At 56.6% G+C, this 19,962-nt stretch carries 20 protein-coding genes and 2 tRNA genes; 17 read left to right on the top strand and 5 right to left on the bottom strand.

Annotated features, from left to right (window positions below; translation table 11 throughout):
- Nucleotides 1-56: 56 nt before the first annotated feature.
- From dxs to xseB, 3 genes are read right to left on the bottom strand one after another with little or no spacing between them, the layout of a single operon-like run.
- Nucleotides 57-1,925 carry a 1-deoxy-D-xylulose-5-phosphate synthase gene (gene dxs / locus AB5Y85_RS04900; RefSeq protein ID WP_257687228.1) on the bottom strand — a complete coding sequence of 623 codons (1,869 nt, stop codon included), beginning with the start codon at nucleotides 1,923-1,925 and terminating at the stop codon, nucleotides 57-59.
- 21 nt (nucleotides 1,926-1,946) lie between these two features.
- Nucleotides 1,947-2,837 (bottom strand): (2E,6E)-farnesyl diphosphate synthase, encoded by an 891-nt coding sequence (ispA, locus tag AB5Y85_RS04895; protein ID WP_005343523.1) that lies wholly within the window; start codon nucleotides 2,835-2,837, stop codon nucleotides 1,947-1,949.
- The gene (gene xseB, locus AB5Y85_RS04890) at nucleotides 2,838-3,089 is read right to left on the bottom strand and encodes an exodeoxyribonuclease VII small subunit (protein WP_005338838.1); all 252 of its coding nucleotides are present in this window, start codon (nucleotides 3,087-3,089) and stop codon (nucleotides 2,838-2,840) included. It lies immediately after the preceding gene.
- Between the two features lie 211 nt (nucleotides 3,090-3,300).
- On the opposite strand from xseB, the gene pomA reads away from it, so the two are divergent.
- The 3 genes from pomA to greA all read left to right on the top strand — a co-directional run bounded on the left by pomA (nucleotide 3,301) and on the right by greA (nucleotide 5,594).
- Entirely contained in the window at nucleotides 3,301-4,059 is a 759-nt protein-coding gene (pomA, locus tag AB5Y85_RS04885) for a flagellar motor protein PomA (protein ID WP_005349525.1), read from the top strand.
- Between the two features lie 8 nt (nucleotides 4,060-4,067).
- The gene (locus AB5Y85_RS04880) at nucleotides 4,068-4,961 is read left to right on the top strand and encodes a flagellar motor protein MotB (RefSeq protein ID WP_005349528.1); all 894 of its coding nucleotides are present in this window, start codon (nucleotides 4,068-4,070) and stop codon (nucleotides 4,959-4,961) included.
- 156 nt (nucleotides 4,962-5,117) lie between these two features.
- Nucleotides 5,118-5,594: a transcription elongation factor GreA gene (gene greA, locus AB5Y85_RS04875; protein ID WP_005338833.1), complete on the top strand. Its 477-nt coding sequence runs from the start codon at nucleotides 5,118-5,120 to the stop codon at nucleotides 5,592-5,594.
- Nucleotides 5,595-5,670: 76 nt separating this feature from the next.
- Here the strand turns inward: greA and AB5Y85_RS04870 are convergent, their stop codons facing one another.
- Together AB5Y85_RS04870 and yhbY are read right to left on the bottom strand one after the other, a co-directional pair.
- Nucleotides 5,671-6,252 (bottom strand): PilZ domain-containing protein, encoded by a 582-nt coding sequence (locus AB5Y85_RS04870; RefSeq protein WP_257687229.1) that lies wholly within the window; start codon nucleotides 6,250-6,252, stop codon nucleotides 5,671-5,673.
- 103 nt (nucleotides 6,253-6,355) lie between these two features.
- Nucleotides 6,356-6,652 carry a ribosome assembly RNA-binding protein YhbY gene (yhbY, locus tag AB5Y85_RS04865; protein ID WP_005338829.1) on the bottom strand — a complete coding sequence of 99 codons (297 nt, stop codon included), beginning with the start codon at nucleotides 6,650-6,652 and terminating at the stop codon, nucleotides 6,356-6,358.
- A 97-nt stretch (nucleotides 6,653-6,749) separates the two neighbouring features.
- Here yhbY and rlmE point away from each other — a divergent pair, with 97 nt between their 5' ends.
- From rlmE to rpsO, 14 genes are all read left to right on the top strand, one after another.
- A complete protein-coding gene (gene rlmE, locus AB5Y85_RS04860; RefSeq protein WP_005338828.1) occupies nucleotides 6,750-7,379 on the top strand; it encodes a 23S rRNA (uridine(2552)-2'-O)-methyltransferase RlmE in 630 nt (209 codons plus the stop codon).
- A 45-nt stretch (nucleotides 7,380-7,424) separates the two neighbouring features.
- Nucleotides 7,425-9,371: an ATP-dependent zinc metalloprotease FtsH gene (ftsH, locus tag AB5Y85_RS04855; protein WP_042060094.1), complete on the top strand. Its 1,947-nt coding sequence runs from the start codon at nucleotides 7,425-7,427 to the stop codon at nucleotides 9,369-9,371.
- Nucleotides 9,372-9,430: 59 nt separating this feature from the next.
- Nucleotides 9,431-10,276 (top strand): dihydropteroate synthase, encoded by an 846-nt coding sequence (folP, locus tag AB5Y85_RS04850; RefSeq protein WP_257687230.1) that lies wholly within the window; start codon nucleotides 9,431-9,433, stop codon nucleotides 10,274-10,276.
- A gap of 15 nt (nucleotides 10,277-10,291) precedes the next feature.
- Nucleotides 10,292-11,626 carry a phosphoglucosamine mutase gene (glmM, locus tag AB5Y85_RS04845; protein ID WP_005338823.1) on the top strand — a complete coding sequence of 445 codons (1,335 nt, stop codon included), beginning with the start codon at nucleotides 10,292-10,294 and terminating at the stop codon, nucleotides 11,624-11,626.
- Nucleotides 11,627-11,757: 131 nt separating this feature from the next.
- Nucleotides 11,758-12,522: a triose-phosphate isomerase gene (gene tpiA / locus AB5Y85_RS04840; RefSeq protein ID WP_368221236.1), complete on the top strand. Its 765-nt coding sequence runs from the start codon at nucleotides 11,758-11,760 to the stop codon at nucleotides 12,520-12,522.
- Nucleotides 12,523-12,849, top strand: coding sequence for a preprotein translocase subunit SecG (secG, locus tag AB5Y85_RS04835; RefSeq protein WP_005338811.1), 327 nt, complete (start codon nucleotides 12,523-12,525; stop codon nucleotides 12,847-12,849). It begins immediately after the preceding gene.
- A gap of 7 nt (nucleotides 12,850-12,856) precedes the next feature.
- Nucleotides 12,857-12,941, top strand: a tRNA-Leu gene (locus tag AB5Y85_RS04830).
- Between the two features lie 92 nt (nucleotides 12,942-13,033).
- A tRNA-Met gene (locus AB5Y85_RS04825) sits at nucleotides 13,034-13,110 on the top strand.
- Between the two features lie 166 nt (nucleotides 13,111-13,276).
- Nucleotides 13,277-13,735: a ribosome maturation factor RimP gene (gene rimP / locus AB5Y85_RS04820; protein ID WP_005338809.1), complete on the top strand. Its 459-nt coding sequence runs from the start codon at nucleotides 13,277-13,279 to the stop codon at nucleotides 13,733-13,735.
- Nucleotides 13,736-13,749: 14 nt separating this feature from the next.
- Nucleotides 13,750-15,252, top strand: coding sequence for a transcription termination factor NusA (gene nusA, locus AB5Y85_RS04815; RefSeq protein WP_005338808.1), 1,503 nt, complete (start codon nucleotides 13,750-13,752; stop codon nucleotides 15,250-15,252).
- A 20-nt stretch (nucleotides 15,253-15,272) separates the two neighbouring features.
- Nucleotides 15,273-17,966 carry a translation initiation factor IF-2 gene (gene infB / locus AB5Y85_RS04810; protein WP_005338806.1) on the top strand — a complete coding sequence of 898 codons (2,694 nt, stop codon included), beginning with the start codon at nucleotides 15,273-15,275 and terminating at the stop codon, nucleotides 17,964-17,966.
- Nucleotides 17,967-18,021: 55 nt separating this feature from the next.
- Nucleotides 18,022-18,459, top strand: coding sequence for a 30S ribosome-binding factor RbfA (gene rbfA, locus AB5Y85_RS04805; protein ID WP_005338799.1), 438 nt, complete (start codon nucleotides 18,022-18,024; stop codon nucleotides 18,457-18,459).
- A 1-nt stretch (nucleotide 18,460) separates the two neighbouring features.
- Nucleotides 18,461-19,411 carry a tRNA pseudouridine(55) synthase TruB gene (gene truB / locus AB5Y85_RS04800; RefSeq protein WP_005338798.1) on the top strand — a complete coding sequence of 317 codons (951 nt, stop codon included), beginning with the start codon at nucleotides 18,461-18,463 and terminating at the stop codon, nucleotides 19,409-19,411.
- Nucleotides 19,412-19,555: 144 nt separating this feature from the next.
- Nucleotides 19,556-19,825 carry a 30S ribosomal protein S15 gene (gene rpsO, locus AB5Y85_RS04795; protein WP_005338797.1) on the top strand — a complete coding sequence of 90 codons (270 nt, stop codon included), beginning with the start codon at nucleotides 19,556-19,558 and terminating at the stop codon, nucleotides 19,823-19,825.
- Nucleotides 19,826-19,962: the final 137 nt, after the last annotated feature.

Below are 19,962 nucleotides of genomic sequence, written 5' to 3'. Positions count from 1 at the left end.
AATAAGAAGGGCGCCAGTAAGGCGCCCTTCTTTTGTTTGATAGCGTTGACGCGTTATCAGGCTTGCCGCCAGCTTTCGATGCTGCGCTGGATGCCTGCATCGTCCAGACCGAGCAGGGCATAGATCTCCTGCTGGGTGCCCTGTTCCACGAAGCGATCCGGCAAGCCAAGGTTGAGCACTGGCTTGCACTGCTTGCTGCGCATCAGCAGTTCGTTCACCGCCGAACCGGCGCCGCCCATGATGGCGTTGTCTTCGATGGTGACGAAGTGATCGTGGCTGGCCGCCAGCGACAGCACCAGTGCCTCATCCATCGGTTTGACAAAGCGCATATCCACCAGGGTGGCATCCAGCACTTCGGCGGCCGCTTTGGCGTGGTGCAGCAAGGTGCCAAAGGCCAGAATGGCAGTGCCCTTGCCCTCTCGCAGGATACGTCCCTTGCCGAGCTCCAGTGCCTGCATCTCTGACGAGATGGGGGCATCGCTCAGGCTGCTGCCGCGCGGGTAACGCACGGCAGCAGGGCCCTGATGGAGATAGCCGGTATAGAGCATCTGGCGGCACTCGTTCTCGTCAGATGGCGTCATCACCACCATGTTGGGCACGGTGCGCAGGAAGCTGATGTCGAACGCCCCCTGATGGGTCGGGCCATCGGCGCCCACCAGACCGGCCCGGTCGATGGCGAATAGCACCGGCAGATCTTGCAGCGCTACGTCGTGGATCACCTGATCGTAGGCGCGCTGCAGGAAGCTCGAATAGATGGCCACCACCGGCTTCTTGTCGGCGATGGCAAGACCCGCGGCGAAAGTGACCGCATGCTGCTCTGCAATGGCCACATCGAAGTAGCGATCCGGATATTGCTGGCTGAATTTTACCAGCCCCGAGCCTTCGCGCATGGCGGGGGTGATGCCGACCAGCTTCTCGTCTTTGGCGGCCATGTCGCACAGCCACTGGCCAAAGATGGCGGAGAAGGTGGGCTTGGCCCCGCTCGCCTTGGGCAGGGCGCACTCGTCCGGATTGAACTTGGGCACGGCATGATAACCGATAGGGTCTTTTTCGGCCGGCTCGTAACCCTTGCCCTTCTTGGTCTTGACATGCAGCAGCTGCGGGCCCTTGAGATTGCGCATGTTGCGCAGGGTCTCGACCAGTGCCTCGATATCGTGACCGTCGATGGGGCCGATATAGTTGAAGCCGAACTCCTCGAACAGGGTGCCGGGCACCACCATCCCCTTGAGGTGCTCTTCGGCCCGCTTGGCCAGCTCCTTGACCGGCGGCAGACCCGCCAGCACCTTCTTGCCGCCTTCGCGGATGGTGGTGTAGAGCTTGCCGGACATGACCCGGGCCAGATGGTTGTTGAGCGCACCGACATTTTCGGAGATGGACATCTCGTTGTCGTTAAGGATCACCAGCATGTCCTTGTGGACATCGCCAGCGTGGTTGAGCGCTTCAAACGCCATCCCCGCAGTAATGGCTCCGTCCCCTATCACTGCAACCACCTTGCGACCCAGTCCTTCGCTCTCGGCGGCAACCGCCATACCGAGGGCGGCACCGATGGAGGTGCTGGAGTGGCCGACGGAGAGCACGTCGTACTCGCTTTCGCCGCGCCAGGGGAAGGGGTGCAAGCCATCCTTCTGCCGGATGGTGTGGATCTGATCTCGGCGCCCGGTCAGGATCTTGTGGGGATAGGCCTGATGGCCCACGTCCCAGATCAGCCGATCGAACGGGGTGTTGTAGACGTAGTGCAGGGCCACGGTCAATTCGACCGTACCGAGACCGGAGGCAAAATGTCCGCTGGAGCGGCTGACAGAGCGCAGCAGATATTCGCGCAGCTCGTTGCACAGCACCGGCAGCCGATCTTTGGGCAAGGAACGCAGCTCGACCGGAGTGTCCGCGAGGGCCAGGTTGGGGAAATTGCTAATATCAACGCTCATATTGTTACTGTTATCCAGCGTTTAGTGGGTTCGCTCGATGATGTAATCGGCAAACGCTTCCAGAATGTCGGTATTGTAGGGCAAGGATTGCAGGGCTGTTAAGGCTTTCCCATGCAGTTCGCGAGCCAGCTCACGGGCATTTTCGAGTCCGAGCAGGGCCGGATAGGTACTTTTCTCCAGCGCCAGGTCAGAACCTTGCGGCTTGCCCAGGGTGGCGGTATCACCTGTGATGTCGAGGATGTCATCCTGCACCTGAAAGGCGAGGCCAATCGCGGCGGCATAGGTTTGCAGGGCAGCCAGCGTGGCGTCATCGACATCGGCTTTGCACAGGGCGCCGAGCGCCACGGCACATTCAATCAGCGCACCGGTCTTGTGGCGGTGTACCTGCTCCAGCTCGGCGAGCGAGATCTGGCGCCCTTCGGCCTGCAGATCCAGCGCCTGGCCGCCACACATACCGAGATAGCCGGAGGCGCGGGCGAGGGTACTCAGCATCCGCACCCGGTTGGCCATCAAGGTATCAGGCATGGGGTGATCGGCCAGAATGGAGAACGCCAGGGTCTGCAGCGCATCACCGGCCAGAATGGCGGTTCCTTCGTCAAACGCCTTGTGAACGGTTGGCTGACCACGACGCAGGTCGTCGTTATCCATGGCGGGCAGGTCATCGTGCAGCAGGGAGTAGGCGTGGATGCACTCCACGGCAGCCGCGGGGCCATCCAGCAGTTCGCTCTTGACGCCCAGCATCTCGCCGACCGCGTAGACCAGAAACGGGCGAACCCGTTTGCCGCCCAGCAGCAGGCCATAACTCATGGCATCGCGCAGACGCGGCGCCATGGCGGGCAAGGATTCAAGTTGTGCTGACAGACAGTCGTCAATACGCTGACGATGCAGACGGGAAAAATGGTCCAGCGCCACTCACTCCTCTCCTTGTTCTGGCTGGAAGGGGGCGAGCTGGTCACTGCCATCGGCTTGACTGAGCAGGATCTGGATCTTCTGTTCGGCCAGTTCCAGCTTCTGCTGACCGGCCCGAACCAGATGAACGCCCTGCTCGAACTGCTTGAGTGCCTCTTCCAGGGGTAGGGAACCTTGTTCCAGCTGATGAACGATGGTTTCCAGCTCTTCCAGAGTGGCATCAAAACTCAGACGGTCGATTTTTTTACTGGCCATGTCCATCCTCGGGGATTGAAAAAAACGGCTTATATTAACATCGACCGTCCACAGGGGGGAGGCAGAAAAGCATTGCCCTCTCAAACTCTCGCTAAACTGGCCGATAATGAGCCATCATTCTCAGTGGATGCATGCTTGCCGCATGGGTCGCAATAGCAGAAAATTCAACAGACTATAAATAGACATAAGAACCGGTGACAGGAGTAGGGACGTGGATCTAGGCAGTCTGATAGGGATAGTGCTGGGTTTCGGGGTGGTGGTGTACGGCATGCTGCTGGGTGGCCCCATGAGCATGTATGTGGATATGCCATCGGTCTACATCACTGTATTGGGCTCAATCTTCATCGCCATGATGAAGTTCAACCTTGGCCAGTTCCTGATGGCATTCAAGGTGGCGGGCAAAGCCTTTATGTACAAGGGCGACAAGCTTGAAGACCTGATTACCAAAGCCGTTGAACTGGCTGACGCGGCTCGCAAAGGGGGCTTTCTTGCGCTGGAGGCCGCAGAGATCCCCAATGCATTTATGAAAAAAGGGATCGACATGCTGGTGGATGGTCACGATGCCGAAGTGGTGCGCGCCGTGATGGAAAAGGATATCGACCTGACAGCCGAGCGCCATGTCATTGCCATCAAGGTCTTCCGTACCCTTGGGGATCTGGGCCCTGCCATGGGGATGATAGGTACGTTGGTGGGTCTGGTGGCCATGCTGGCCAACATGAGTGACCCCAAGTCGATCGGGCCGGCGATGGCGGTGGCCTTGCTTACCACCCTGTACGGTGCGATAGAGGCCAATATGTTGGCGATCCCGATTGCCGACAAGCTGGAGCTGCGCAGCGGGGAGGAGAAGCTCAGTCGTACCCTGATCCTTGATGCCATTATGGGGATTCAGGATGGCCAGAACCCGCGGGTGATCCAGTCCATGCTGCAGAACTATCTGAACCAGTCCAAACGTAATACCGGCACCGAATAGGGGGCGTTATGTCTGATTGCAAGTGCCCGCCACCAGGGCTCCCTGGTTACATGGGAACCTTTGCCGACCTGATGTCGCTGCTGATGTGCTTCTTCGTGCTGTTGCTCTCCTTTGCCGAGATGGATGTACAGAAGTTCAAGCAGATAGCCGGTTCCATGGACAAGGCATTCGGGGTACAGAACATCCTTGAGGTGAAAGATATTCCCAAGGGGACCTCGGTGATTGCCCAGGAGTTCAGGCCCGGTCGCCCTGAGCCCACGCCAATTGATACCGTGATGCAGCAGACCATCGATCTGACCCAGACCGAACTGGAGTTTCTGCCCGGCGAGTCGGATCAGGCAGGTGGTCAGGACAAGAGTGATGGCAAGCAGACGGGGGGCGATACCGCGCAGGATGCAAAGAAGGCGCAAGAACAGTCCAATACCCTGGCCAAAGCCCTCGCCGAGCAGATGAAAGATCAGATCCAGGATGGCGCCATCGAAATTGAGGCGCTGGGCCAGCAGATCATCATCCGGATCAGGGAAAAAGCGTCGTTCCCGGCCGGTTCGGCATTTCTGCAGCCTCAGTTCTGGCCGGTCATTCGCAAGGTCGCGACCCTGCTCAAGGATGTGCCGGGTGAAATCACCATCTCCGGTCACACCGACAACGTGGCGACCGAAGATGAGCTGTTCCAGTCCAACTGGGAGTTGTCGTCGCAACGGGCGGTGGCGGTGGCGCACCAGATGCTGAAGGTCCCCGGTTTTGATCAGGGACGACTTGTGGTGCAGGGGATGGCGGATTCCCAGCCATTGGTGCCCAATACCACCCCGGAAAATCGTCGGATGAACCGGCGGGTGGAGATCGCCATCATGCAGGGCAAACCGACCGTTTCGGCACCAATTTCCGTACCGGAAGGGAAGTAAGCGAAGGGAATGCCGATGACGCAAGTGGGATCTGCATCAGGGGGCTAACGTGGATTTTGTGTTGGCTTCATATTAAGATGCCTCATCCGAACCGATTGCTGCGGCCTCCTTGCAGATGGCCGCAGTTTCTATTTCCTAGCAACCCAGGTTTCGACTATGAATCATACTCCGATGACTGTTCGCGGCGCTGAGAAGCTGCGCGAAGAGCTCGATTATCTCAAGACCGAGCTTCGTCCCCAGATTATCGAAGCGATTGCCGATGCCCGTGAGCACGGCGATCTGAAGGAAAACGCCGAATACCATGCCGCTCGCGAGCAGCAGGGGTTCTGTGAAGGCCGCATTCAGGAGATTGAAGCCAAGCTCTCCAATGCGCAGGTGATCGATGTCACCAAGATGACCAACAACGGCCGCGTTATTTTTGGCGCGACTGTGACTCTGCTCAAGAGCGAGACAGAGGAAGAGGTGGTCTACCGCATCGTGGGTGACGATGAGGCTGATATCAAACAGAACCTCATCTCTGTCAACTCTCCCATTGCCCGCGCCCTGATTGGCAAGGAAGTGGACGATGTCGCCATCGTCAAGACGCCGGGCGGTGATGTGGAATACGAAGTACTGGAAGTCGCTTATATCTAAGCGAATGCTACAGACGATGAAACAGGGGGGCTGGCGCTCCCCTGTTTGTCTTTATCTATATGATTATTGATAAAAATCAGGACAGATACGCCTCGGTAAAGGCGTCCTGATGACGCTGAAACAACCAGTGGCGCAGCCGTTCTATGTTGCTCTCGCTCATTTGAAAGCTCAGCGCCCAGGTGGCATGGTCGGCATTGGCTTTGATGCGCCTTACCAGTCGTCCCTGCAGTGGAAGAGGGTCCTCTTGCTCGATACAGAGCTCGCCGTTGATGGGGGTATCGGCCACCATGTTGGTCGGCAAATTTTCCACGATGAGGCCGTTGAGGGAGAGGCTGAGCACCTGAAACAGGCCCAGGTCGCTGCAAAGCTTGGCTTTTTGTGTGAGACGCCAGGCACGCGGTTGCGCAAACCCCAGCTCCCTGATGACCGGTGCAGATAACCGGGGCTCGACGAAGCCATCTTCCCCTTGGGTAAAGCTCAGGGGAAAACGCAGCTGATGGCCTACGAAGCGGGCTTCGAGTACAAGGTGTTCGGCTTTTTGCAGCAAGCCAAGCATGGGGGCATCGAGGTGACCACTCAGAACATGGGTGTCCTGATTGCTCCCCAAGTCCCGCAGCATGGCCAGCTCATCGTCGGTCAGAATAGGATGGTGAGCCATAATGCGTGTCCGGAAGTATTCATCGCAGGTTAAGGGCTTTGCGACTACTTTGGCAAGCGACTCGGGAAGAAGTGGAATAAGGAAAGAGCGATGCTCTTTCCTTTTACTTGCGGGGCAGCTGGATTTTGGGTTCGTTGGCTTGACGATAAATGGTCAGCACATGACCCATGCTTTGCACCTTGATTGAACCGGTTTCACGGACGATAGCATCCATAACCAGTTGTTTCATTTCGCGATCTTCAGAGGCAACCTTAACCTTGATCAGCTCGTGATGGTTCAGTGCCAGATCGATCTCGGCCAGTACACCTTCGGTCAGACCATGCTGACCCAGCAGGACGACAGGCTTGAGGCTATGGGCAAGGCCCTTGAGGTACTGTTTCTGTTTATTGTTGAGAATCATCGCAATTTCTTCATAAGTCAGGGTTGAAAGGGGCGTATTCTACCCCCACTTAGCCCTTAATACTAATAACCCTTGTGGTTTTTTAAAGTCGATTATCATGACCCAGAAAAAACGTTCCCCCAGTTCAACTCGCTGGTTAAAAGAACATTTCGACGATCAATACGTCAAAAAAGCCCAGAAAATGGGCCTGCGTTCTCGTGCTGTTTTCAAGATTGACGAGATCCAGGGCAAGGATCGCTTGCTGAAACATGGCATGACCGTAGTGGATTTGGGGGCTGCCCCCGGTGGTTGGTCCCAGTTCGCGGTTGAACAGGTTGGTGATTCGGGTCGCGTCATCGCATGTGACATTTTGCCGATGGATCCCATTGCTGGTGTCGATTTCCTGCAAGGGGACTTTCGGGAGGAAACTGTACTCGGCGCCTTGCTGGAACGAGTGGGCCCCGACAAGGTCGATGTCGTGATGTCTGATATGGCGCCCAACATGAGCGGTACCCAGCAGGTGGATCAGGCTCGCGCCATGTATCTGGTCGAGCTGGCACTGGACATGTGCAATCAGGTATTGCGTAGTGACGGCAGTTTCGTAGTGAAGGTGTTTCAGGGAGAGGGCTTTGATGCCTATCTCAATGAAATTCGTAAACTTTTCTCCGCTGTCAAAATTCGTAAACCAGACTCATCCCGCGCCAGGTCACGGGAAGTCTACATTGTGGCTACCGGTTTTAAACTGTAGTACCCTAACCTTCATCGTTAACTGTCAGTCTGCGAGGTTACTGATTTGAGTGACATGGCGAAAAACTTAATCCTGTGGCTGGTCATCGCCGTCGTTTTGATGTCGGTGTTCAATAGCTTCAGCCCCAGCGATACCACCAGTCGCCAGCTGGACTATTCCAGCTTCGTTAAAGAGGTGACCCAAGAGCAGATCCGTGAAGTGCGGATGGACGGTAAGGTCATTAATGGCGTCAAGCGTACTGGTGAACGATTCACCACCATTATCCCTGCGCCGGATCCCCAGCTGCTCAACGACATGCTCAATCACAATGTCAAAGTGATGGGTGAGAAGCCGGAAGAGCCGTCTCTGTTGACCTCTATCTTCATCTCCTGGTTCCCGATGCTGCTGCTGATCGGTGTCTGGGTCTTCTTCATGCGTCAGATGCAGGGCGGCGGTGGCAAAGGTGCCATGTCGTTCGGCAAGAGCAAGGCTCGCCTGATGAGCGAAGATCAGATCAAGACCACCTTTGCTGATGTTGCAGGTTGCGATGAAGCCAAGGAAGAGGTGAAGGAGCTGGTCGACTATCTGCGCGACCCGAGCAAATTCCAGAAACTGGGTGGCAAGATCCCGACCGGTGTGCTGCTGGTTGGTCCTCCCGGTACCGGTAAGACTTTGCTGGCCAAGGCCATTGCGGGCGAGGCCAAGGTGCCGTTCTTCACCATCTCTGGTTCCGATTTCGTGGAGATGTTCGTCGGTGTCGGTGCCTCCCGGGTGCGTGACATGTTCGAACAGGCCAAGAAATCTTCCCCCTGCATCATCTTCATCGATGAAATTGATGCGGTCGGTCGCCAGCGTGGCGCCGGTCTGGGTGGTGGTCATGATGAACGTGAGCAGACTCTTAACCAGATGCTGGTCGAGATGGATGGCTTTGAAGGCAATGAAGGCATCATCGTCATTGCTGCCACCAACCGTCCTGACGTACTGGATCCGGCACTGCTGCGTCCGGGCCGTTTCGACCGTCAGGTTGTTGTCGGTCTGCCGGATGTCCGTGGTCGCGAGCAAATTCTGAAAGTGCACATGCGCAAAGTTCCGTTGGCGGATGACGTCAATCCGGCACTGATTGCCCGTGGTACCCCCGGTTTCTCCGGTGCGGATTTGGCCAACCTGGTCAACGAAGCAGCCCTCTTCTCTGCCCGCGAGAGCCGCCGAGTGGTCTCCATGGCCGAGTTCGAGAAGGCCAAGGACAAGATCATGATGGGTGCGGAACGCCGCTCCATGGTGATGAAAGAGTCCGAAAAAGAGATGACTGCGTATCATGAAGCCGGTCACGCCATCATTGGTCGTCTCGTTCCTGACCATGACCCGGTTTACAAGGTCTCCATCATTCCGCGCGGTCGTGCGCTGGGTGTGACCATGTATCTGCCGGAGCAGGATCGCTGGAGCCACTCCAAGCAGCATCTGGAGTCGATGATCTCCAGTCTGTATGGCGGTCGCCTGGCAGAAGAGCTGATCTACGGTGCCGAGAAGGTATCGACCGGCGCGTCCAACGATATCGAGCGGGCGACCGAGATTGCACGCAAGATGGTGACCCAGTGGGGTATGTCCGAGCGTCTCGGCCCAATGCTCTATGCGGAAGAAGATGGCGAGGTGTTCCTTGGTCGCAGCATGGCCAAGGCCAAGCACATGTCCGACGATACCGCTCGCGTCATCGATGCCGAGGTCAAGCAGGTCATCGACCGCAACTACGCCCGTTCCAAGCAGATCCTGCTGGATAACATGGACGTGTTGCACAGCATGAAAGATGCGCTGATGAAGTACGAGACCATCGACGCTAAACAGATCGATGATCTGATGGCGCGTCGCGAGGTACGTGCTCCGAGCAACTGGCATGACGAGCACGGTGATACCCCGCAAGGCGGTTCCACCGTGGCTGCCGAGGCCAAACCTGCCGATGAGGCTGCACCGGTGGCGGATGTCACTATCGACAAAGCCAACGACGCGCCGGCCAAATAATTGTGACTCTCCAAACCCCGGGCTTGCCCGGGGTTTTTCTTTATCAGATGGACGTGAAAATGCAGTTAACCAGCAAGGGGCTCAGCCTCTCCCTCGATCGTCCCCATGTTATGGGGATCCTCAATGTGACGCCCGACTCCTTCTCTGATGGCGGTAATTTCAACCAGTTTGAACGGGCAATGGCCCATGCGCGCCAGATGGTCTCTGACGGTGCAACCTTCATCGACATCGGTGGCGAGTCAACCCGCCCTGGTGCGCCCGATGTGAGCGAGCAGGAGGAGCTGGACAGGGTCATTCCTGTCGTAGAGCAGATGGTCCGTGAGCTGGATGTGATGATCTCCCTCGATACCTCCAAAGCGGCGGTGATGCGGGAGGGTTGCAAGATGGGTGCCCATCTGATCAACGATGTGCGGGCACTGCAAGAACCTGGAGCACTGCAAGCCGCGGCCGAAGCTCGGGTTCCGGTCTGTCTGATGCATATGCAGGGGCAGCCGAGAACCATGCAAGTCGAGCCGCACTATGACGACCTGATCGGGGAGGTACGCGCCTTTTTTGATGAGCGTATTGCGGCTTGTCTGGCGGTCGGGATCCGTCGTGAAGAGCTGTTGCTGGATCCGGGATATGGCTTTGGCAAAACCCTTGCACACAACTATCAGCTGTTGGTGGCTCAAAAGGAACTGCTTGATTATGGCTTACCGCTATTGGTGGGGATGTCGCGAAAGTCTATGATAGGCAACCTGCTGGGCCGTCCGGTGGATGAGCGTCTGGCGGGCAGTCTGGCATGCGCCCTTATCGGCATGCAGCATGGGGCCCGCATCATCAGGGTACACGATGTACGGGAGACCATGGACGCATTGCGCGTCGGTTGGCTGGCAATGACGGGACAAGATTTTATTTCCAGATAATAAAGAGAACAGACAATGGCAAGAAAGTATTTCGGTACTGATGGTGTGCGCGGCAAGGTTGGCGAATACCCGATCACTCCTGATTTTGTAATGAAATTGGGTTGGGCTGCCGGCAAGGTGCTCTCCAAGAAGGGCACCAAAAAGGTGCTGATTGGCAAAGATACCCGCATCTCCGGTTACATGCTGGAATCCGCGCTGGAAGCGGGGCTCTCCGCGGCAGGCCTTAAAGCCATTCTGATGGGGCCCATGCCCACGCCGGCGGTTGCCTACCTGACTCGCACCTTCCGTGCCGAAGCTGGCATCGTCATCAGCGCTTCCCACAACCCCTTCTACGACAACGGCATCAAGTTCTTCTCCGCCGATGGCACCAAGCTGCCCGATGATGTCGAGCTGGCTATCGAAGCCGAGCTGGATCACGAGCTCAAGTGTGTCGAGTCGGCCGAACTTGGCAAAGCGGTGCGCATTGATGATGCCGCCGGTCGCTATATCGAATTCTGCAAGAGCACCTTCCCCTCTCACATGAATCTGGATGGGGTGAAAATGGTGGTCGACTGTGGCCACGGCGCTACTTACCACATTGCGCCGTCGGTTTTCCGCGAGCTGGGTGCTGAAGTGATCACCATGGGCTGTGCCCCGGATGGTCTCAACATCAACGATGGTGTTGGTTCGACTGCACCTGATGCACTGGTTGCCAAGGTGCTGGAGTGCAAGGCCGATCTGGGGGTTGCCTTTGATGGTGATGGTGACCGTCTGATCATGGTTGACCATACCGGCTATCTCATCGACGGTGATGAAGTGCTCTATATCATCGCGCGCGATGCCCTGCGCAATGGTCGCCTCAAAGGCGGTGTCGTCGGCACCCTGATGGCCAACATGGGTCTGGAGCTGGCGCTGCAAACCCTGGGTATTCCGTTTGCCCGTGCCAAGGTAGGTGACCGCTATGTGCTGGAGATGATGGAAGAGAAGGGCTGGCGTATCGGTGGCGAGAACTCCGGCCACATTATCTGTCTTGATCAAACCACTACGGGTGATGGCATCGTGGCTGCCTTGCAGGTGCTTACCGCCATGCGCAGTGCCGAGATGCCGCTGGCCAAGTTGCGCTCCGGCATGAGCAAGTTCCCGCAGGTGCTGGTGAATGTTCGTTTTGCCGAAGGCAAGGATCCGCTGGCCGCAGATGCTGTCATGGCTGAGGTTGCCAAGGTGGAACAGGAGCTGGCTGGTCGTGGTCGCGTACTGTTGCGTAAATCAGGTACCGAACCGCTGATCCGGGTCATGGTCGAAGGGGAGCATGAACAGCAGGTTCGTGACATGGCTCAGCGCATCGCCAAACAGGTTGAATCGGCGTTTTAATGAACAACCAGGGCGGCTTTTTAGTCGCCCTGGTTGTATCTTGTTCAAACGATTCAAAAATTTAAAAATAGCACTTGTCAGCTGAGCATCCTCTGGATATTATCAGCCCCGCTTTCGCAAGGGAGTTGCCGATGGGACATCGCAAGCCGTTTGTAGCAGCCAACTGGAAGTTGCACGGTAGTAGGTCGCAGTTAGAGCAGTTTACGAGTCAGTGTCTGAAGGGCGTTGACGGAAAAGTAGATGTGGTTCTCTGTCCTTCCCATGTGCATCTCGACTTTACCGCTTCACTGCTCAACGAGCAGAAAGTAATAAAGTTGGGGACTCAGAATGTGAGTCAGCACGCTACTGGCGCTTACACTGGAGAAATCTCGTGTCAGATGCTGGTTGAGGCAGGGTGTCGTTATGTATTGGTAGGGCACTCCGAGCGCAGGCGTCTCTTTGGTGAGACCAGTTTTATCGTCGCAGAGAAGTTTGCGGCAGCCAGAGCGGCAGGCTTGATTCCCATCCTCTGTTTAGGTGAGTCAGGTGCGGCGAGGCAGGCGAGAAGAGCCTTCGAGGTGATCGCTGAAGAGCTGGATATCGTCATAGAGAAAAATGGCGCGATGGCTTTCGATAATGCTATCATCGCCTACGAGCCGATTTGGGCTGTAGGTACAGGTAAATGCGCCACACCCGAGCAGGCACAAGAGGTTCATTCCTTTATACGTGGTCGCTTGGCGGAGGATACTCCGGTAATAGGTGAGAAAGTTAGAATCATCTATGGTGGGAGCGTAACGCCGAGCAACGCGAGAGATTTGTTTGCACAGCCCGACATTGATGGCGGACTGATTGGCGGAGCAAGCCTCGATAGCGATGCGTTTTTAGGAATTGTTGAAGCGGCAAAGGGTGCAAGTTAAATGTACGAGATTCTTTTAGTCGTTTATCTGCTGGTTTCACTGGCTCTGATTGGTCTGGTGATGATTCAGCAAGGTAAAGGGGCTGATATGGGCGCCTCCTTCGGCGCAGGGGCATCGAACACAGTATTCGGCTCCGGTGGTTCAGGCAGTTTCCTGACCCGAACAACAGCAATTTTGGCTACTCTGTTTTTTGTTATCAGCTTGGTGCTCGGCTCTATGTCCAGCAACAAGGTCAAGCAGGGTAGTGAGTGGGAGAATCTGCAACAAACCCAACAGGTTGAGCAGACCAAAGCGCCAGTGAAGAAAGATACTGACGTTCCCGAGTAAGAGTTTTGCCGTGGTGGTGGAATTGGTAGACACGCTATCTTGAGGGGGTAGTGCTCTAGGGTGTGCGGGTTCGAGTCCCGCCCACGGCACCAATTAAGCAGTGAGCTCGGGAAACCGAGTGTATTATAGCCAGTCAGTCTTGTATCGAGAGAGTGAAGTGGCTATAATCTCGCACGATTTCGGACGCGGGGTGGAGCAGCATGGTAGCTCGTCGGGCTCATAACCCGAAGGTCGTCGGTTCAAATCCGGCCCCCGCAACCAAATTTCACGCATTTCCTACGCTCAGGAAGGCGGTCGCTGCGAGGCGACAATCAGGGTAAAGCGCCAAGCCCCGATTTGACATCGGGGCTTTTTGTTATGTGCAATTTACTCTGAATCGATATCTATCTGGGCTTTATGCCCTTTTTTTGTTTTTCGGAGGGTGACTTTGGCTACGTTGGAACAACGTTTGACCGATCTGCTCGAGGCTCCGGTCGTTGCCTTGGGTTTTGAACTTTGGGGTATTGAATTTATCCGTGCGGGTAAACACTCCACCTTGCGTGTCTATATCGACGGCGAGCAGGGTGTGACTGTCGAGAACTGTGCTGAGGTCAGCCATCAGGTTGGCGCCATCATGGACGTCGAAGATCCCATCACCGAGGAGTATTACCTCGAGGTATCCTCCCCCGGCCTGGATCGTCCCCTGTTCAAGGTTGCCCATTTCGAAAAATACGTTGGCCAAGAGGCGGCGGTAACGCTTCGGATGGCAACAAACAACCGCCGCAAGTTCAAAGGCGTAATCAAAGCTGTGCAAGGCGACATGATCACCCTGACAGTAGATGGTAAGGACGACGTGTTGGCTTTCACCAATATCCAAAAAGCGAACATAGTGCCGAACTTTGGTTAACGAGGCTATCGGATATGAATAAAGAGATTTTGCTGGTCGTTGACGCAGTATCCAACGAGAAAGCGGTACCCCGCGAGAAGATCTTCCAGGCTCTGGAAACCGCGCTGGCGACTGCGACCAAGAAGAAATATGAAGGCGAGATTGAAGTTCGGGTCGAAATCGATCGCAAGACCGGTGACTACGACACTTATCGCCGCTGGGTCGTCATTGCGGATCAAGCCGCGATGGAGAACCCCTATGCTGAAATCACCCTGGAAGCGGCACAAATTGATCAGCCGGAAATCCAGATCGGTGAGTATGTTGAAGACCAGATCGACTCTGTGACCTTCGACCGTATCACTACCCAGACCGCCAAGCAGGTTATCGTGCAGAAAGTGCGCGAAGCCGAGCGTTCACAAGTAGTTGATCAGTTTAAAGATAAAGAAGGCACCATCATCAGTGGTGTGGTCAAGAAGAGCAACCGCGACAACGTCATCCTGGATCTGGGCAGCAATGCTGAAGCCGTGATCTTCCGTGATGACATGTTGCCGCGTGAAACCTTCCGCCCGGGCGACCGAGTTCGTGGCCTGCTCTACGCAGTACGCCCGGAAGCCCGTGGTTCCCAACTGTTTGTCAGCCGTTCCAGCCCGGACTTCCTGAAAGAGCTGTTCCGTATCGAAGTACCGGAGATCGGTGAAGAGATGATCGAAATCATGGGTGCTGCCCGTGATCCGGGTTCCCGCGCCAAGATCGCGGTGAAGACCAACGATCGTCGTATCGACCCGATCGGTGCCTGTATCGGTATGCGCGGTGCCCGTGTGCAAGCTGTCTCCGCCGAGCTGAGCGGTGAGCGCGCCGACATCGTGCTGTACGATGACAACCCGGCCCAGTACGTGATCAATGCCATGGCACCTGCCGATGTGGCCTCCATCATCGTTGATGAAGACAACCACACCATGGATATCGCCGTGGAAGCTGCCAACCTGGCTCAGGCCATCGGTCGCAATGGTCAGAACGTGCGTCTGGCCTCCCAGCTGACCGGTTGGGAGCTGAACGTGATGACCGTTGAGGACATGCGTGCCAAGCACCAGGCCGAAAACGACCGCATCATGAACCTGTTCACCAGTACTCTGGATATCGACGACGATTTCGCCGGTCTGCTGATGGAAGAGGGCTTCTCTACCCTGGAAGAGATCGCCTTTGTACCGGTCAACGAGCTGCTGGCTATCGACGGTCTGGATGAAGACATGGTCGAAGAGCTGCGCAAGCGCGCCAAAGATGCCCTGACTACCAAGGCACTGGCCAAAGAAGAGTCTTTCGATGGTGTTGAGCCGTCCGAAGAGCTGCTCAATCTGAACGGTCTGAGCCGCGAACTGGCTTACGCTCTGGCGGGCCGTGGCGTGGGCACCCTGGAAGATTTGGCTGAGCAAGGTATCGATGACCTTGCTGATATTGAAGGGCTGACTGCCGAGAAGGCAGGTGAGCTCATTATGGCTGCTCGCAATATCTGTTGGTTCGGAGAAGAGCAGTCCGAGTAAGATCAAACGGAGGAAAATGAATGGCAGAAGTATCAGTCAAACAACTTGCCACTGACATCGACACACCGGTTGATCGTCTTCTCCAGCAGTTTGTCGATGCCGGTATCAGCAAGAGCAAGGCCGACGACATGGTCAGCGAGTCTGAGAAACAGGCTTTGCTGGCACACCTGAAGAAACAGCATGGAGGTGACGAGGTCGCCGCTCCTGCCCGCATGACCTTGCAGCGCAAGACCAAGAGCACCATCAGTGTTCAGGGGACTGGCGGCAAGAACAAGGAAGTGCAGGTAGAAGTGCGCAAGTCTCGCACCTATGTAAGACGCTCGGCGCTGGAAGATGAACAGCGTCAGGCGGAAGCCGAGGAAACAGCGCGTTTGGAAGCAGAAGAAAAAGCTCGTCGCGAGGCCGAAGAGAAGGCTCGCCTCGAAGCTGAAGAGAAGGCTCGCCGTGAGGCTGAGCAAGCTCGTCGTGAAGCTGAGGAAAAGGCGCGGATCGAGGCACAATCAAAGGCTCGACAGGCTTCACAGCCCGCCAAAGCAGCCAGTAGCACAGCTCAGCAAGAGGCAGAAAAGATGGCCAAGCGCGAAGCAGAAGAACTGAAGCGCCAACAGGAACAAACAGCTTTGAAAAAAGCTGAAGAACTCGCCGCGAAGAAAGCCGAAGAGGCTCGTCTCATGGCGGAACAGAACGCAGCCCGCTGGGCTGAAGAAGAGGCCGCTCGCGCCAAAGAGAGCAGCGACTACCATCTGACCACCAACAAGCATGCGCAAGCCGCAGAAGACGAGTTGGATCGGAAAGAAGAGACCAGCCGCCGCACTGCCGCAGCTGCCAAGGCACCGAAGAAAGCCGGTCGTCGTGAAGATGATCGCGACTCTCGCAACCCGCGTGCCCGTAAAGGCAAGCGCGGCAAGGTTGCCATGCCGAACGCCATGAAGCACGGCTTCAACAAGCCGGCTGCCGTGGTGAACCGCGACGTCGTCATCGGCGAGACCATCACTGTGGCCGAGCTGGCCAACAAGATGGCCGTCAAGGGCGTTGAAGTCATCAAGGTGATGATGAAGATGGGTGCCATGGCCACCATCAACCAAGTGATCGACCAGGAGACCGCTCAGCTGGTCGCCGAGGAGATGGGTCACAAGGTTGTGCTGCGTCGTGAGAACGAGCTGGAAGAGGCGGTACTGTCCGATCGTGACGAGACCTCCGAAGCCAAGCCGCGCGCACCGGTCGTTACCATCATGGGTCACGTTGACCACGGTAAGACCTCGCTGCTCGACTACATTCGTAAAGCCAAGGTTGCTGCTGGCGAAGCCGGTGGGATTACCCAGCATATCGGTGCTTACCACGTCCAGACTGACAGTGGCATGATCACCTTCCTGGATACTCCGGGTCACGCGGCGTTTACCTCCATGCGTGCTCGTGGTGCCAAGGCGACCGATATCGTTGTTCTGGTTGTTGCAGCTGACGACGGCGTGATGCCGCAAACCATCGAAGCTATCCAGCACGCCAAGGCTGCCGGTGTGCCGCTGGTTGTTGCGGTCAACAAGATCGACAAGCCGGAAGCGGATCCGGATCGCGTCAAGACCGAACTGGCCCGTTACAACGTCATGTCCGAAGATTGGGGTGGAGACTGCCAGTTCGTGCACGTGTCCGCCAAGTCTGGCGAAGGCATCGACGACCTGCTGGAAGCCATCCTGATCCAGGCTGAAGTACTGGAGCTGAAAGCGGTGGTTGACGGCATGGCCAACGGCGTCGTGATCGAATCCTTCCTGGATAAAGGTCGTGGTCCGGTTGCTACCGTACTGGTACAAGAAGGTACTCTGCGTCAGGGCGACATCGTTCTGTGTGGTCTCGAGTACGGCCGTGTTCGCGCCATGCGTGACGAACTGGGTCGCGAGATCAAGGAAGCGGGTCCGTCCCTGCCGGTGGAAATTCTGGGTCTGTCCGGCGTTCCCTCTGCCGGTGACGAAGCCACCGTTGTCCGTGACGAGAAGAAAGCCCGTGAAGTGGCGCTCTATCGTCAGGGCAAGTTCCGCGAAGTCAAGCTGGCTCGCCAGCAGAAGGCCAAGCTGGAAAACATGTTCGCCAACATGACCGAGGGCGAAGTGTCCGAAGTGAACGTGGTGATCAAGGCCGACGTACAAGGTTCTGTGGAAGCGATCTGCGATGCGCTGGTTAAACTCTCCACCGACGAAGTGAAGGTGAAGATCGTGGGTTCCGGCGTAGGTGGTATCACCGAAACCGACGCGACCCTGGCTGCTGCTTCCAGCGCCATCCTGGTTGGTTTCAACGTCCGTGCCGACGCATCTGCGCGCAAGGTCATCGAATCCGAGAGCCTGGATCTGCGTTACTACTCCGTCATCTATGACCTGATCGACGAAGTGAAGCAGGCCATGAGCGGCAAGCTGGCCCCTGAGTATCGTCAGGAAATCATCGGTCTGGCTGAAGTGCGTAGCGTCTTCAAGTCTCCGAAGTTCGGCGCCGTTGCCGGCTGTATGGTTACCGAAGGTGTGGTCAAGCGTTCCAACCGTATCCGCGTTCTGCGTGACAACGTGGTTATCTATGAAGGCGAGCTGGAATCCCTGCGCCGCTTCAAGGATGACGTCAACGAAGTTCGCAACGGCTACGAGTGTGGTATCGCGGTCAAGAACTACAACGACGTGCGCGAAGGCGACCAGATCGAAGTTTACGAGACTGTTGAAATCCAACGGACTCTGTAAGCCGAGAGTTAGACAAAATAGGGGGCCGCGGCCCCCTTTTATCGCAGGATAGAATATGGCCAGAGAATTCAGCCGGACCCGTCGGGTCGGACAGCAGATCCAGCGTGAAATTGCGCTGATCCTGCAGCGCGAGGTGAAAGACCCGCGCATCGGCATGGTGACCGTTTCCGATGTGGAAGTGTCCCGTGACCTCAACTATGCCAAGATTTACGTCACCTTCTTGCAGCTGGAAAATGATGCCGAGCGCATCAAGGAAGGCTTGCAGGGTCTGACCGAAGCAGCCGGATATATCCGTAGTCTGCTGGGCAGTGCCATGCGTCTGCGCGTGGTGCCCGAGCTGCGTTTCTACTACGACCAGACTCTGGTCGAGGGGATGCGTCTCTCCAACCTGGTGACCAACACTGTGCGTGAAGACAAGCGTCGCATGGCCGAATCCGGCCGTGACGAAGAAGCTGAATCCGCACCGGATGACACGACTGAGGATAAAGCCTGAGATGACCCGAAGACGTCGTTTCAAGGGCCGTGATGTGCACGGCATTCTGCTGTTGGACAAGCCGACCGGCCTGACCTCCAACGATGTGTTGCAGAAGGTCAAGCGCATCTACAATGCCGCCAAGGCCGGTCACACCGGCGCACTGGATCCGCTGGCGACCGGCATGCTGCCGATCTGCCTCGGCGAGGCCACCAAGTTCTCCCAGTATCTGCTGGAAGCGGACAAACGCTATGAGGTGACCGCCAAACTGGGCGAGCGCACCAACACCAGCGACTCCGACGGTGAGGTGGTCTCCACCCGTCCGGTGAACGTGGCTGTCGGTACCCTGATCGAGGCGCTGGACCAGTTCCGTGGCCCCATCATGCAGGTGCCCTCCATGTACTCCGCGCTCAAGCACAACGGCCGTCCGCTCTACGAATATGCCCGCGAAGGCATCGAGATCGAGCGAGAAGCCCGTCCCATCACCGTATTCGAGCTCAAACTGCTGAGCTTTGAAGGTGATGAAGTGCGCCTTGAAGTGCACTGCAGCAAAGGCACCTACATCCGCTCTCTTGTGGATGATCTGGGTGAAGTGCTGGGCTGTGGTGCCCACGTGACTCAGTTGCGCCGTACCCAGGTGGCCAGCTATCCGTACGAGCGGATGCTGACTCTGGAGCAACTCGAGTGCATCTTCGAGCAGGCCAAGGCCGAGAGCATCCCGCCGCGCGAGCAGCTGGATCCTTTGTTGCTGCCGATGGACACCGCCGTGGCAAGCTTGCCCGAGGTGAACATGCTGGCGGTTGTGGCTGCCTATGTGAATCAGGGCCAGGCCGTGCAGGTAGCGGGTGCGCCGCAAAGCGGTCAGGTTCGCATGACTGTCGGTCCGGAGCGCGAGTTCATCGGGGTTGGCGAGATTGATGATGATGGCCGCGTCGCTCCCAAGCGACTGGTGCGTTATCACGACGAGGAGTGATCCTCAGGCGGTATCAGCGCGTCTTTCCCGTTTCGCCTCTTTATCGTTGCGAAAAGGGGCGGGGACGATTATGATACCGCCCTCATTTCACGGCTGAATTAGAGATTGGCTGTGAACCTTTAAACACTCTACTGGAGTATTACCATGTCTCTAAATGCTGAGATCAAAGCTCAAATCGTTGCTGACAACGCTCGTTGCGCCAACGACACCGGTTCCCCCGAAGTGCAAGTTGCCCTGCTGACTGCCCAGATCAACCATCTGCAAGGTCACTTCAAAGAGCACTCCAAGGACCACCACGGTCGTCGCGGTCTGCTGCGCATGGTTTCCCAGCGTCGTAAGCTGCTGGACTACCTGAAGCGTAAAGATTCCGAGCGTTATGCTGCTCTGATCGCCAAGCTGGGTCTGCGTCGTTAATCGACCATCAGATTTCGCGAAAAAGGGGAACCGTCAGGTTCCCCTTTTTTATGGCTCTGTCCCAATTACGTGTTGAAAGGCTAATCTTGAAGTAGGCCATCACCTTGAGGTCTACCATCATGGATACCCCAGCCTTT

Source organism: Aeromonas sp. R3-1 (genome assembly GCF_040908345.1).
Taxonomy (GTDB): domain Bacteria; phylum Pseudomonadota; class Gammaproteobacteria; order Enterobacterales; family Aeromonadaceae; genus Aeromonas; species Aeromonas veronii.
This window is presented reverse-complemented; position numbering and strand designations above follow the sequence as displayed.